We start from the raw sequence: 13,717 nt of genomic DNA, 5'->3' as shown, positions 1-13,717 counted from the left end.
TGCCTGTAAGTGAGCCTGCACTGGATCTAAATTCCTCAACCAGAGCGTATCAGGCCTGCGGAAAAAACAATGACAGCGCGGACGCCCGGCGGGTCCGGGCCAAAAGCAAAGGCCCTTACAAAAGGGCCTGTTGCTGCGTCACGATACGTCGAATCACTGACTCTACCAGGGCCGTCCCTACCGTTTTGCCATGCGGGCCTCGATGAAATCCTTCAAGACGACGGCATTGTTGTGTGCCTCATCCTTAGCCGCATACAAAAGAGTCACCTTTTCCCGCCGCGCGGTCTGGCAAAGCTCGTCGAGCACCGCTCCTACCGACTCGAGCTCGGCACGGTAGCGGCTTTGGAAGGCTTCCCACCGCTCCGGGTCATGGCCGAACCAGCGGCGCAGCTCGTCGCTGGGGGCGATCTCCTTGAGCCAGCCATCCAGCCGTGCCTCTTCCCGCGAAAGCCCCCGGGGCCAGAGCCGGTCCACCAGCAAGCGCCGGCCGTCTTCCGGCCCCGGAGCTTCGTACACCCTCTTGATCTGAATCATCACGCTCTCATCCCTTTTCCCCATCGTAGGGGCGCGGCATGCTGCGCCCGCAAGCCCGAAAAAATCCCCCTCCATTGAAGGGGGATTACCTGGTTTCCTGCGGCGTCAGCCGTCACCTTTACGGTAGCACTTTCGCCTACGCCGCGGCTACTTGAAGGTCTTGATCACGTACTCGCCGATCGCTTTGGCCTGGGGGTCGGTGATCGCCTTGGCGTCGTAGCGGGTCATGCCGGGGCCGGGATTGCGCATCTTCGCCACGACACCTTTCCAGTCCTTGATCCCGTCGCGGTTGAGGTCTTTTTTGTGCAGGGTCTTGTTCTTGTTCATGATGTTGCCGCCGTCGGGATGGCAGAAGGCGCAATGCTGTTTGAAGAGGGTTGCGCCGCTGACGGCGGCAAAGGCGGGTGCGGCAGTAAGGACGGCTAGGACCGAGGCGGCCAATACTTTCTGGTACATTTCTTTTCCCTCCGTTTGGTGTGATGGTATCCCCGTCCCGGCAGGGAGGGGGATTGCTATTTCTTCTGTTCCAGTTCGAAGGCCCGGGCGGCGCGGTCGGCAGCCGTTTCCGCCCTTCCGGCGGCGGCTTCGGCGCGCTGGGCCGCCCCTTCGGCCCGTGCCCCGGCGGCCTGGGAGGTTCCCAGCGCCTCCTGGGCCTGCGCCCCGATGGCGTTCACCCGATCCTTCAGCGTCTCCAGGTCCTCGATGGTGACTACCGGTCGCTTCTCCAGCACATCGAGGCGCTCGTCGAGTTCCTTGACCCGTGACTCCAGGCGCCCGATCCGGTCCGCCAGCGGATCGATCTGCTCCTTTACGTAATTCCGGGTGGCGCATCCGGAGCCGGCCAGAGCCAGGGCGACGGCGGCAAGCCGGACCGTCAGGCCCAGCGGCGCTATCGAGGACAGGCTAGAGCGACTCACGGGGAATGAACTCCAGGCACTCGATATACGAGCGCGGAGCCTCGACGAATTCGTAGATGTTCTCGATGATGTTGAGGTGGATCCGCTCCTCCTCCACGATGGCCAGCAAAAGCTCGCGGGCCGCGGGGTTTGGTTCCTGGTCGGCGATCCTCTGATAGTAGCGGATGCTTTCCTCCTCGGCCTTGACCGCCCTCAGGTACCCGTCCACGTCGACCTTCAGGGCGTCATCCTCGGGCTGGGCCAGAAGCTGCTGGAAGATGTTGCGCGACGCCTCCAGGAGGTTGCTTTCGGCGCGCGCCGCGCCCGGCTGGTGCCGGTGGGCCACCAGGGCCCGGTAATGGCTGTCCTCCGCCTCGGCGAGCAACGTGAAAATGGTGCGCAGCTCCGCGTTGGGGGCCTCTTTGGCGAGCTTCTCATAGTAGATCCGTGCTTCTTTTTCCTGCTGCAAGGCATGTTCGAGAACGTTCATGTCCGCCTCCCGATGTTCCTACCGAAAAGGTTGTAACAGCGCCCGGTACTCCGGTGATAACGGCCCAAGGGGATGGCGTTACAACGCCGCCAGCACCCTTTCGAGCTTCCCTTTGACATTCGCGGCGATGTCGCCCAGCCGCGGGTTGCCGACCACCGCCAGCGCCGCAACCGGGTCCATGGCCACCACCTCGCTTTTCCCCTCCTCGACTTCATAGATCACCACATTGCAGGGAAGCAGCGTTCCGACGTCGAGCTCGACCCCGAGAGCCTGGTAGGCCAGGGCGGGGCTGCAGGCGCCGATGATCAGGTAGTTGCGGAAATCCTTCTCCAGCTTCACCCGGAACTTCTGGCGCACATCGATCTCGGTGATGACCCCGAACCCCTCCTTCTGGAGCTCGTCCCGTACCCGGCGCACCGCCTGATGGTAGGGGACCGCCAGGGTCTTGCCGAAGGAGTAGCGCGAGAACCGCTGCCGCACATCGCCGTCGATCACCTCCGCTTCTTTTTTCAGCAGCAGCACGTCCCGCTCGATCTGCGCCGGATACTCGGCTTCGATCACCTGCTCACCGTGGTAGTCCTTCGGATTCCAGTGCATCTCGATGGTCAGCAGCAGCGGAGCCGCCGGGTTGTGCGTCGAGGTAGCCGAGATCCGGTGCACCACGCGTCCGGAAAAAAGCGGGTGTTCCACCATGAAGAAATGCACCTCCCCATGAGCCCGATCCAGGACCACCTTCTCTTTAACCAGCATCCCGTCGGTCCGGACCTCGCGCAGCACGCCGTCGGGATACTGCTGGAGCACCCGTGCTCTGATGACATCCGGGAGAAAAGCCTGCGGCTCCTCGACCTTGCGCAGCAGCAGGTCCCACATCGTCTCGAACGAGGCGTAGACCTCGGTGGTGAAAGATAGTTTGCGCATGGAGAGGCCTCCTTTCCTGTCGATCCAGGGGGTGAAAATTAATAGTCACCAACTTTACCCCATTACCCAGATCCGGCAAGAACTCGTTCTCCCTGTTGCAAGGGAAGTTTCGGCACCGAGAGCACGACCCTCCTTGCTAGGACCCGGCACCCGGGTACAATACCAAAATTAATTTTTATTAACTGAAGCTCATTGAGTTGCCGATCCACTAAGTCAGGACGGAAGCACACTACTTACCCAAACCACAGCAGAAAGGAAGGACGCATTCCAATAGCAGGTGATCTCCTCAGGTCCAGGAGGTGCCCCATGCAGAGCGTCATCCACCGTTGCACGCGACACGTTCCCGTTCGCTACCTCATCGTGGCGGGGCTTTTGCCGCTCATCCTCTTCTTGACGCTGGGAGCCCTCCCGGACGCCCGCTCCGGCGCGCCCCCCACCGCCAAAACCGTAACCGAGCTCAAACACGAAATCAGCACCAACCGCTCCGATGCGCGCTATGTCGCCACCCTGGCCGGACTGCGCTGGTGCGTCACCTTCTGCCAAAACGACGACAACTTCGATTTCACCTTCTCCAATTACCTGACCATGCTGGACGAACTCACCCTGCACCATCCCCGCCCCGCGTTGATGCGGATCGTCCACGACCTGATCGTCCGGGAGTTCGCCCGTGCCCTGCCCCGGCTGGACCGGATTTTTCCCGCCGACGCGGACGGCTACGAGAGTTTCGTCTCCATCCTTCCGATCGCATACCACCACCAGATCCCCCTCAACCCCTTGAAGGAATATGCATCGCGCCGGTTTGCGGCCGTCGTGGTACCGGACCGCCTCGCCGAGTTTCGCGAAGCGGCGCGGCTGCGGGATTACGACCGGCTGACCGATCTGGTCGTCGGTGCGACCTTTGTGGACATGGCCTACCGGTGGGGGGCGGCGCGCGACTTCCGTCTGCCGCCGAACATCTATGGGACCGTGCTGGACGAGTGCGCGGTGATACCGTTTCAAAACAAGGAACGGGACAACGGGTATTTCGACCAGAACTATTACGCGACGCATCTGCTCCTGGCGTTGAACCACTACGGCCAGCGGCAGCTCAACGCGTCGAGCACGGGAGACCGGGTCTTTTTCTATCTGACGGAACAATACGATGCGGTGCGCAACCGGGTGGGGGATTTGGATCTGCTCTGCGAGTACCTCTACTGTTTCAAGCAGTTTGCGCCGGTGGGGGTGGGATTCGTTACCGAGGGGGAGCGCTACGTCATGTCGTTGCAACGGCCGGACGGGGCATGGGGGGCGGTTGAGGATCCGGACAAAGACCCGTACGACCGCCTGCATCCGACCTGGACCGCGATCACCCTGCTGGCGCAGCGGTAGCTATCGATAAAGGGGAAGATTGGGAAACAAAGGAAAGGGGCGCAACCTGTTGCGCCCCTTTCCTTATCCGCAAGGTCGGGCCCCGGCGCCCACGCGGAGGGCGGCTCGGGACGCCCATGGAACTATGGGTGTCTGCCTGCACCAGTAAGAGGGCCAATCATGGTGGAGGCTGCCCATCCTACGACTTCTGGTTTCCCCCCAGTTGCACCGGCATTAATGATCCCATTCGCATCATGGAAAAATAATAGAAAAACGTTTTAGCAACGGAAAGATTCCGCCGATGATCATCCCAAAGTTACGCGGTGCCGCGCACCTGCATTTAGACCACAGCGTTTTAAAAGGCGCAAAAGGGGCGGAATGTGATGAAAAAACACGGTTCGATCAAAGGCAAACTCTTCCTCGGCTTTGGAATCATCGCGGTTACCGGCGCCATTGTGGCTCTGACTGCCGGTTATGCCATCTCCGTCCTCTCCTCCAATATCGATTCGCTGCTCGACACCCGGCTGCCGCAGGTTGAGCTGGTCCGAAAGATCAACGAGGCGATCTACACCAGTGCGGTGCATATCGACGAAGCCATTCTGGCAACGACCCAGGACAACGCCCTGGCGGAGCTGGAGGTTACGACTTCGAACCGCAAGGCAACTAACGAAAACATGGAGAAGCTGAAAAAGTCCCTTACCTCGGACCAGGAGAAAGCGCTTTACCAGGTCATCCTCGACAACCGGAAACCGTATGTGGAAGCGCGGGACCAGGTAATCAAGCTGGTAAAGGACGGGAAACGGGACGAGGCGGTCCAGGCGATGCCGTCCGTGAAACAGCTTCGGGCTGCCTTTCTCAAAGCACTCAGCGACCTGCAGGTCCACGTCCAGCAACAGGCGACCTCCAGCGGGAAATCGACCGAACACAACGCCCAGTTGGCAAAGCTGATCATCGTGGCGGTCGCCGGTGTCACCTTCGTGATCGCGGTCTTCGTGATGCTTTGGATCGTCCGGAGTATCAGCCGACCGATCGCCGCCGCGGTCGAGACCGCAAACCGGATCGCAGCCCGCGACCTGACAGTGCATATCGATGAGTCGGACTGCTCCGAAACCGGACAGCTCATGGCGGCCATGGGGAACATGGTGCAGAACCTGCGGCAGATCCTTTCGGAAACCGCCCGCATATCGACGACCATCGCGACCGCGTCGGTGCAGCTTGAGTCGGCCTCCCAGCAGATCGCCACCGGGACCGAAGAGGTCGCCTGCCAGACCCACACCGTTGCCGCCGCCAGCGAGGAAATGGCCGCGACCTCGACCGACATCGCGGCAAACTGCCAGGCAGCAGCACGGAATTCGGAGCAGGCCACCACAGCCGCAACCAGCGGAACGGCGGTCGTCGCCCGCACCATCGACGTCATGAACCGGATCGCCGACCGGGTCAATGCCTCGGCCCAGACCGTCGCCAACCTGGGGGCACGTTCGGTGCAGATCGGCGAGATCGTGGGGACCATCGAGGACATTGCCGACCAGACCAACCTGCTGGCGCTCAACGCAGCCATCGAGGCAGCCCGGGCCGGAGACCAGGGGCGCGGCTTCGCCGTCGTCGCGGACGAGGTCCGGGCACTGGCCGAGCGGACTACCAAAGCCACCCGGGAAATTGCCGACATGATCAAGGCGATCCAGACGGAGACGAGGGGCGCGGTAAGCGCGATGGAGGAAGGAGTGCGGGAAGTGCACCAGGGGACGGAGACGACGGCCCAATCTGGGACCGCGTTGCAGGAGATCCTGGACCAGGTGAATGCGGTGTCCCTGCAGGTGAGTCAGATCGCAACGGCGGTGGAGGAGCAGAGCGCGACCATCACCGAGATCACGGGGAACACGCACCAGATCTCCGAGGTGGTCCGGCAGACCGCCCAGGGATCGCAGGAGTCGGCGTTGGCCGCGGCACAGCTGGCCGATCTCTCCCGCAACCTCAACGAGGTGGTCCGGGGTTTCAGATTGGCGTGATCCGGAGCTGCCGCCCTCCGAACCGAGCCAACCTGCTTCAGTCAGCAAATAGTTGCTTACCTTGTGGAAGCGCCTTTCCAGGCGCGATCACCCCGACCGCGTTACCGCCTGCGGCGGATCGAGGTGCCTGCTACCGTAACGTCATTGTTATCCACCCAAAGAACGAGAAAGGGGCGCCGACTGCGGTGCCCCTTTCTCATTCTCCGGAACTAGCCTTTACCATGCAACGGCAGGTTCGATGGGAAACCCGGTTATTCCCTTCCCGCCGGTTTCGGTCGCCAATCCTTGTCGACAAGCCATCCCTCCGATGCCCCGCCGAAGCAGTCGAACCGGGGAATGTAGGGCTTGATGTCGATGAGCGGCGTGCCGTCGAGGACGTCGATCCCTTCCACTTCCAGGACGTTTCCCCTTCTTGCGTCCAGCTTCACGATCGACATCCCGATACCGTTGGGCCGGCAGGGATGCCGGCTGGCGAAGACGCCGTGGGGCTCGTCGTCCAAAAAGGTCGGCCGCACGAGTTTCACCTCACCCGCCCGGTCGAACAGATAGAGCAGGTAGATATGGCTGAAAAGCTCGATGTCCTTCAACCCGGCGGCGAAGCGGTCATCGAGAGTGACCGTCCCCCGGCACCCGGCGGCGAAGACCGGCTGGATCGGACAATCATCCTTGGTGGCAAACGGCGTATGGATGACGCCAATCGGTTCGACTTCCATGCGACCCTCCTTGGAAAAGCTACCGCGATCTATGGGCGCAGCACCCTCATCTATAACAGGTCGATCACCTTTTACTGTGGCGAGGGCCTTTTCAGGCGCGAACCGCCGAAGGCGGTAACCACGCTTGCGATTAATCGCGCCTGGAAAGGTCCGTAAATGCGCCGGTTAAGCCCAACCTATCTCCACCGGTAGCAGCGACATTCTTGTCGCGCTTCCCCCAGCCGGCCTACCCCTTCCCGACCCGCAAAAGCAGCAGCGGCACGCGGCTTTGGCTGCAGATCCGATGCGCCACGCTCCCGGACCAGAGCGCGTCCATCCCGGTCTTGCCGTGGGTCCCCACCACCACGAGGTCGATCTCGGTCCGCTCCGCCGCCTCCACGATCACCGTCGCCGGGTCGCCGCGCAAGACATGCGCGCTGCTCTGGAACCCCTCCTGGCGCAGCTCGTTTTCCAGCCCCTCGAAATAGTGCTCGGCATCCTCCCGGGAAAGCTCCAAAAGCCGCGAGGTCGTCCCCGGGAGCATCTTGCTCGCTACCGCGATGTCCCCGGAGAGCGTCGCCAGGTCCGGGATCACCATCAACAGGTGCAGGGTCGCCCCGCAGGCACGGGCGATCGCCTTGGAAACCGGGAGGGCATGGGCGTGTTCGGGATCCTCATCCAAAGGAACCAGCACGTGCCGGCAGGAAAACCGCGGCAGGCTCCCGTCCGGGGTCGGATGGGTGATCAGCACCGGACGCGAATCGAGCGCAATCACGCTTTGGGCGATGCTCCCCAAAAAGAGGTGCACCGCCGCCCCCTTCCCGTGCGAACACATGATCACCAGGTCGTGCTTCAACTCGTCGGCATGGGCCACGATGCTCGCCGCCACGTCGTCCACTTCGGTGGAATGCACGTGGATGTCGACCGGGACCTCCGCCGGAAAACTCCGCGCCGCCAGCTCCCTGAGGTAGCTTTCGGCATCCTCGGGATGCTGCAGGTGGCGCTGCCCGTGCACCTCGGTGGGGGCGTTCTTCTCGATGACGTGCATCAGGGTGACCCGCGCCGCCAGCTTTTGCGCCAGAAAGGCGGCCGCCGGAAGCGCGGCTTCGGCCATGACCGATCCATCAATAGGGACGAGGATGTGCTTGAACATACGATTCACCCACTCAGCGTCTTGAAGATGAGATAGAGGTTGAGCGCCACGATCAGTGCGGCGGTCAGCGAAGCGGCAACGGTGGTGATCCGGAGGTTGACCAGTTCCCCCATGATATCCCTGCGGCTGGTAAAGATCACCAAGGGAATCACGGCGAAGGGGAGCCCGAAACTTAAGACCACCTGGCTCAGGACCAGGGTCCGGGTCGGGTCGAGCCCGTAACCGATCACGAGCAGGGAGGGGGCCATGGTCAACAGGCGCCGCAGCCAGATCGGGATGTGCTTTTGGATGAACCCCTGCATGATGACCTGGCCGGCACCGGTCCCCACGGTGGACGAAGAAAGCCCGGAAAGAAGCAGCGAAAGACCGAAGATCCAGCGGGCGGCGCTGCCCAAAAGCGGCTGCAGGGTGCGGTAGGCCTCCTCGATGGTCGCCACCGCGGTATGTCCGGTCGAGTAGAAGGTCGCCGCCGCCATGATGAGCATCGCCGCGTTCACGCAGCTTGCCACCCCCATGGCGACCGCCACGTCCACGATCTCGAACCGGTACAGGCTCCGCAGGCGCGCCTTGTCCCGCACCACGATCCGTCCCTGCATCAGCGCCGAGTGCAGGAAGATCGCGTGCGGCATCACCGTGGCGCCGAGGATCCCCGAGGCGAGGACGACACTTTCGGCACCGGCCAGACGCGGCACGAAGGTGTGCCGCATGACCATCATGAAGTCGGGACGGACGATGAAGGTTTCCAGGAGATAACAGAGCGCGATCAGCCCCACCATCGAGGAGATGACCGCCTCCAGCCGGCGAAAGCCGAAACGCTCCAGGCCGAGAATGAGCATGGTTGCTATGCCGGTGAGGACCGCCCCGAGCAAAAGCGGGATGCCGAACAGCAGCTGGAAGCCGAGCGCCGCGCCGAGAAACTCGGCCAGGTCGGTCGACATCGCCACGATCTCCATCAAAAGCCACATCGCCAGCGAGACCGGCTTGGAGAACTGCTCCCGGCAGTGCTCGGCAAGGTTCATCCCGGTGACCAGCCCAAGCTTCGCGGCCAGCGTCTGGAGCAGCATCGCCATCAGGTTGCTCGCCACGATGACCCAGATCAGCAGGTAACCGAACTGGGCTCCCCCCTGGATGTTGGTCGCGAAGTTGCCGGGATCGACGTAGGCGACGCTGGCGATGAACGCCGGCCCCATGAAAGGGAGCAGGCGCGAGATGACATTGCTCTTTTTCTTGCTGCCAAGGATGTTGAGCGCATTGGCAATGGTTTTCGCGTCGGAGCCGGCTTTATTTTCGTCTTTTCTCTTAGTCATAAATACGGTTCCGGATAGAAAAAATGCGGCAGCATCCTCATTACATGCCACCGCACCGTTCGTTTTGGTGAAGCGGAAGAGAAACGTTCTCCCCCCCTAAAATCCTGTCAGGTTCCGTCATTACCTGCTAGGAGCGGCATACCGGCGCGATTCACCAGGATACTATGCAACAACGATTAAAGACGGTGACACGGCAATGACACCTACAGGTTATAGGAAAAATCGGATTTGGAAAGAGCAAAAACAGCACGAAAAAGAATACCCATCCTCCCTTGAGTCAGTCCCTCCCCCGCCTATGACACCATTCCGGTCGCGGTAAGCTCCGCTTTTAACCAGGCGTAGAGAAAAGGAGCCGCAATCAGCCCCGTCAGACCGAACATCGCTTCGAATAGAACCATTGAGCAGAGCAGCTCCCACGATTCGGCGTGCACGCGCCCACCGACGATCTTGGCGTTGGTGAAGTATTCCAGCTTGTGAATGGCAAGGAGGAAGATCACCGAGCCCAGCCCCGCCATCGGCGAGGTTCCCACACTGATCAGGACGATCACCACGTTGGAGATGAGGTTCCCCACTACCGGGAGCAGGCCGCAGATGAAGGTGATGGCAACGAGCACCATCCGCATCGGGAGCTGGATCCCGAACAGCGGCAGGATGGCGAAAAGGTAGATCGCGGTGAGGGCGGTGTTCAAAAGCGAGATGGTGACCTGGGCGAAAAGGACCTTGGCAAAGGATTCGTTGAGAAAGCTGAGCCGGTCGTGCAGCGCACGGGAGAACGGCGGAGCCCCGGCCTCCTTGAAGCGGTGCAGCGAAACGACGCCCCCCAGGATCATGCCGATCAGGATGTGCGCCGTCCCCCGCACCCCCTCCATGCCGACCTGGGTAAGGCGGCTGCCGTGCTGGCGCATCAGCGTCGAGACCTGCTGGCGCAGATCGTCCACGGAGCTGGGGATGGCCTGGGTATACTGGGGCGGCAGCGTGCGCCGTACGTTATCGAGAGCCCCTGCGGCAGAGTTCAGCAACGAGCTGAGGTCGTTGTCCCGCAAAAAGGACCACAGTCCCAGCCCCGCTCCCAGCAGGATCAGCGCAACGAGGAGCGCGAAGATGATGACGGCGGTGCGCTGGGCTTTTCCGGACCAGGTCGCTGGCAGCCGCGCCGCAAGCCATGACGTCATGACATGGACCGCCAGCCCGGCGATCACGGCCGGCAAGAGATGCAGGTACAAGACGAGAAGAGTGGCAACCACGGCAAGGATATAGCTGGCGATGATGGGTCGAGTCATGGCTTTCCTCCCAAAGGAGCAGATGCAGGAGCGGCATTCCTGGCGTGATTAACGAACTCCCCAGCAGACCTATAAATTGGCAGTGCCCCTCACCCCTGGCTAATAACTAGGCACCGACCGGAAACGCCCCCGCCCGGAGCACAAGAAGCAAAACCACGCGCCGCGCGGGTTCCCAGCCCGACCCCGCCCCCTGGCACGCTCCATGAAAACAAAGAAACCCCAAGGAGGGGCGAGCCATGGAGGTCATCATCGAAGGTACCCAATATCTGCCGATTGCCGCAGCCGCGAAACAGCTGGCAACGACGGAACTGCGAATTCTCATGCTGGTCAAGCGCGACACGCTGGCAGGCCAACTGGTCGAAGGGGAATGGTACATCAGCGCCGCGTCGATCGCCGGCTACGATGCGTCCGCCGAGGCGGCATCAGCCGTTCCGGCCTGCCGGGCCTCCTGCACCGCTTCTTCCTGCGGCTGCCACTGAAACTCATATCCCCGGCGCGCTGATCACCAGGAAACGGTCGTCGAACTCGGCCTCAAGCAGCGGACGGACCTCGTTCCAGTTCAGCCCGCCACCGCCGCATCCGGGGCGCGGCACCACGATCTCGGCCCACCCGTTGCGGTCGGCCATTCCCCGCAGTTCGGCTGCGGAACGGGCGATCAGCCTGAGGTCGGGGTTCGCCCACGGGCTTTCCTCTACCGGGAAGCTGACCAGCCCATCCTGTATGAGCTGCACGTGGTTTCCGCCCACGCGGATCAGCGCCCCCAGCCGCTCCGGAAGATCCGGGAACCGCTCCTTGGCCTGCGCCGCACAGCCCCGCCCGAGGACCGCCTTTCCGGACGGGGTAACATGACCGTTGGTGGTGATGCAGACCACGGCGTCGTCGAGGTAACTCCAGATATCGTCTACCGTTTCACGCACAGCATTTCCTTTCATGCTCCCGGAGGGACAGCCATGGGAATTTGCATTAAGCCTTCCGATCTCAAGTACCGGTATCCCAAAGCGGTGGAAACCCGATTCGAGGCGAAATTCCAGGGGGCGTCCGACCCCGCTCCGTTCAACCGCGACGACATCTACGACATCATCCCGCTGTTGGAAGCGGTGATGGACCAGTTGGGGCGCGACGACGGCCGGACCCTGCACCTTTTGGAAGACCTCCTGAACGAGCATCTGCCCCGTTTTGTAGTGAGCCGCGGCGAGGTCTACCTCTTCCTGGCCAATTGCGCACAGGAGATTATCGAGGAATGGCAATAGCGTCAACTTTTAACGGCAGGGCGCGCGGGCAGGACTGCCGCGCGCCGGGCTGAGGAGCCCCCATGAAGGCATCGGAAAAGGTGCTGCAAACGACCATCGAGATCGCGGGCCGGGAATACGAGGTTGCCGTCTTCAGGCGCGAGTCGGACCGGCACTATGCCGTCACCCGTTTTTCCGAGTCCGATGTCATCGTCTGCGACGGCGGTTCGCTGGAGGAGACGCTCTCCATCCACGTCCGCTCGCTCCCCCTTGCGGTAAGCTGCCGGCGCCACGGCTCCGATACCGAGAGCGATGCCGATGCCGGGTAGCTCGGACGGTGATCCGCACCGCGGCACCACTTCCCGCACGCTCCGGCGCCGCTTACCGGAGCGCCCTCTCGTCTCCGCCATCCTCCGCCTTTACCGGGTGCGCGTATTCAATCTCAATCGGCGCCGTACCTGTCCCAACCTGCGCCTGAACCATCTTCAAGCCTTCCGTTAACTACCTGACATCAAGACAGCGTTATCCTGAAGGTATCAATTGCCGCCCACTACTTTTTGTCATGCCGTTCGGCAATTTCCGTTACCGATGTTATCTTGCCTGGACTGTGTCTGATCGCCCCCCTTTTTCTCAATCACCATTGCTACTCCACCCGCCGAACCTCCCCCTAATGTTACATTTTGCCCTTGATCCTGAACGCGCCTTGCGGCACTCTCTTTTTCCGTTAAAGTAAATGAACCTTTGTCAGCCGGAGGCATACCATGATACTTCATATACTGCGTCATGCCGAAGCAGTGGAGCGGACGCCAACGATCGAAGAAGAGCACCGCTACCTGACCGGCCCGGGAAGAGTGCGTTTCCGCAAGGCCTGCGGCCGGATCAGAAAGCTCGGGGTGAAGCCGGACCTCATTGTCACCAGCCCGCTGGTGCGCGCGGTCCAGACTGCGGACATCCTCGCCGAGCGGCTGAAATACGAGGGGGAAATCCTCCTCGATGCGCAGCTCGCCTCGGGGTTCGACCCGGAGGGAATCGACGCCCTGCTGAAGCGGTACGGCAAGGCTGCCGAGCTGGTCATCGTGGGGCACGAGCCGGACTTCGGCAGGCTGACCGCCGCGCTTCTCGGGATCGCCTCCCCCTGCAGCCTCAAAAAGGGGGGGATGGTCTCGCTCAAGCTGGACAAGAAAGGGAAATCGGCCGAATTCCTGTTCCTGACCACCGGCAGCGGGAAGGCGTTCACGGCGCGCGGCGAAGCGATCGAGCGCCTGCAGCAGGGTTGAAACAAATCCATTCCAGGAGGGGCAGCGATGCCGCAGACGATCAAGGAACTGCAAGAAATCAAAGGGATCGGGAGAGTCCTCGCCAAGCGCCTTTTCGACGCTGGACTCGACTCCCCGGCCAAAGTCGCCCAAGCCGGCGAAGAAGGTCTGCAGAAGATCCGCGGGATCAACCCGCGTGCGATAGCGACCATCCTCGAGCAGGCGGGGCAGCTGGCGGAAAACGCCCACGAACCGGGCGCGGCAGCCGAGACGGTGCGCCGCAAACTGACCGAAGTAAGGGACCAGGTGCAGGGTCTGGCCGAAAGCACCCGGAACCGGCTCGGTGACCAGCTTTCCCCCAAATGCGAGAAGAAGCTCTCCTCCGACCTGGTCCGCCTGGTCGATGCCCTGCAGCGGATCGAGGACCGGTCGCCCAAGAAGAGCAAGCGATCCGCCAAGGCATTGGACAAGGCGCAGCGTCGGGTCGAGGGGCTGGAGGACGCCTCGGCGAAAAAGGTCCGCAAGGGGCTGAAAAAGGCCCGCCGCGCCGTTTTGAAAGCCCTGAAATAGCAGAGTAGATATCCCGGAACCGGCACCATTCTACCTTCC

17 protein-coding genes are annotated in these 13,717 nt (G+C 62.0%); 7 read left to right on the top strand and 10 right to left on the bottom strand.

The features are described 5' to 3' along the window. Positions 1–177: 177 nt before the first annotated feature. The 5 genes from JFN93_RS09710 to JFN93_RS09690 all read right to left on the bottom strand — a co-directional run bounded on the left by JFN93_RS09710 (position 178) and on the right by JFN93_RS09690 (position 2,838). The gene (locus JFN93_RS09710; protein ID WP_199383876.1) at positions 178–534 is read right to left on the bottom strand and encodes a DUF488 domain-containing protein; all 357 of its coding nucleotides are present in this window, start codon (positions 532–534) and stop codon (positions 178–180) included. Positions 535–681: 147 nt separating this feature from the next. Beyond that, complete coding sequence (locus JFN93_RS09705; protein WP_199383875.1) at positions 682–990, bottom strand: c-type cytochrome; 309 nt, start codon at positions 988–990, stop codon at positions 682–684. A 56-nt stretch (positions 991–1,046) separates the two neighbouring features. After that, entirely contained in the window at positions 1,047–1,451 is a 405-nt protein-coding gene (locus JFN93_RS09700; protein WP_328753808.1) for an alanine-zipper protein, read from the bottom strand. Continuing rightward, positions 1,438–1,920, bottom strand: a complete 483-nt coding sequence (locus JFN93_RS09695; protein WP_199383874.1) for a ferritin family protein — start codon at positions 1,918–1,920, stop codon at positions 1,438–1,440. Before JFN93_RS09695 ends, JFN93_RS09700 begins: the two co-directional genes overlap by 14 nt. A gap of 78 nt (positions 1,921–1,998) precedes the next feature. Then, positions 1,999–2,838: an AtaL-like protein gene (locus JFN93_RS09690; protein WP_199383873.1), complete on the bottom strand. Its 840-nt coding sequence runs from the start codon at positions 2,836–2,838 to the stop codon at positions 1,999–2,001. Positions 2,839–3,144: 306 nt separating this feature from the next. On the opposite strand from JFN93_RS09690, the gene JFN93_RS09685 reads away from it, so the two are divergent. Both JFN93_RS09685 and JFN93_RS09680 read left to right on the top strand, forming a co-directional pair. Then, the gene (locus JFN93_RS09685; protein ID WP_199383872.1) at positions 3,145–4,206 is read left to right on the top strand and encodes a hypothetical protein; all 1,062 of its coding nucleotides are present in this window, start codon (positions 3,145–3,147) and stop codon (positions 4,204–4,206) included. A gap of 362 nt (positions 4,207–4,568) precedes the next feature. Continuing rightward, positions 4,569–6,191 carry a methyl-accepting chemotaxis protein gene (locus tag JFN93_RS09680; RefSeq protein WP_199383871.1) on the top strand — a complete coding sequence of 541 codons (1,623 nt, stop codon included), beginning with the start codon at positions 4,569–4,571 and terminating at the stop codon, positions 6,189–6,191. Between the two features lie 251 nt (positions 6,192–6,442). Here the strand turns inward: JFN93_RS09680 and tsaA are convergent, their stop codons facing one another. From tsaA to JFN93_RS09660, 4 genes are all read right to left on the bottom strand, one after another. Continuing rightward, positions 6,443–6,904 carry a tRNA (N6-threonylcarbamoyladenosine(37)-N6)-methyltransferase TrmO gene (gene tsaA / locus JFN93_RS09675; protein WP_199383870.1) on the bottom strand — a complete coding sequence of 154 codons (462 nt, stop codon included), beginning with the start codon at positions 6,902–6,904 and terminating at the stop codon, positions 6,443–6,445. Between the two features lie 226 nt (positions 6,905–7,130). Continuing rightward, entirely contained in the window at positions 7,131–8,036 is a 906-nt protein-coding gene (locus JFN93_RS09670; protein ID WP_199383869.1) for a universal stress protein, read from the bottom strand. A 5-nt stretch (positions 8,037–8,041) separates the two neighbouring features. Beyond that, a complete protein-coding gene (locus JFN93_RS09665) occupies positions 8,042–9,343 on the bottom strand; it encodes an Nramp family divalent metal transporter (RefSeq protein ID WP_199383868.1) in 1,302 nt (433 codons plus the stop codon). A 293-nt stretch (positions 9,344–9,636) separates the two neighbouring features. Beyond that, positions 9,637–10,623, bottom strand: a complete 987-nt coding sequence (locus JFN93_RS09660; protein WP_199383867.1) for an AI-2E family transporter — start codon at positions 10,621–10,623, stop codon at positions 9,637–9,639. A gap of 236 nt (positions 10,624–10,859) precedes the next feature. On the opposite strand from JFN93_RS09660, the gene JFN93_RS09655 reads away from it, so the two are divergent. Then, entirely contained in the window at positions 10,860–11,102 is a 243-nt protein-coding gene (locus tag JFN93_RS09655) for a DNA-binding protein (RefSeq protein ID WP_199383866.1), read from the top strand. 3 nt (positions 11,103–11,105) lie between these two features. Here JFN93_RS09655 and JFN93_RS09650 read toward each other — a convergent pair whose 3' ends face one another. Beyond that, positions 11,106–11,540: a macro domain-containing protein gene (locus tag JFN93_RS09650; protein WP_199383865.1), complete on the bottom strand. Its 435-nt coding sequence runs from the start codon at positions 11,538–11,540 to the stop codon at positions 11,106–11,108. A 33-nt stretch (positions 11,541–11,573) separates the two neighbouring features. Here JFN93_RS09650 and JFN93_RS09645 point away from each other — a divergent pair, with 33 nt between their 5' ends. The 4 genes from JFN93_RS09645 (at position 11,574) to JFN93_RS09630 (ending at position 13,678) form a co-directional block, all read left to right on the top strand. Beyond that, the gene (locus JFN93_RS09645) at positions 11,574–11,873 is read left to right on the top strand and encodes a hypothetical protein (RefSeq protein WP_199383864.1); all 300 of its coding nucleotides are present in this window, start codon (positions 11,574–11,576) and stop codon (positions 11,871–11,873) included. A 62-nt stretch (positions 11,874–11,935) separates the two neighbouring features. Continuing rightward, complete coding sequence (locus JFN93_RS09640; RefSeq protein WP_199383863.1) at positions 11,936–12,181, top strand: hypothetical protein; 246 nt, start codon at positions 11,936–11,938, stop codon at positions 12,179–12,181. A gap of 432 nt (positions 12,182–12,613) precedes the next feature. Further along, entirely contained in the window at positions 12,614–13,129 is a 516-nt protein-coding gene (locus JFN93_RS09635) for a SixA phosphatase family protein (RefSeq protein ID WP_199383862.1), read from the top strand. A 27-nt stretch (positions 13,130–13,156) separates the two neighbouring features. Next, entirely contained in the window at positions 13,157–13,678 is a 522-nt protein-coding gene (locus JFN93_RS09630) for a helix-hairpin-helix domain-containing protein (RefSeq protein WP_199383861.1), read from the top strand. Positions 13,679–13,717: the final 39 nt, after the last annotated feature.

It is taken from the genome of Geomesophilobacter sediminis (assembly GCF_016458275.1).
Taxonomy (GTDB): domain Bacteria; phylum Desulfobacterota; class Desulfuromonadia; order Geobacterales; family Geobacteraceae; genus Geomesophilobacter; species Geomesophilobacter sediminis.
Note: the sequence above shows the minus strand (reverse complement) of the source record. Positions and strands in the feature narration are given on the sequence as shown.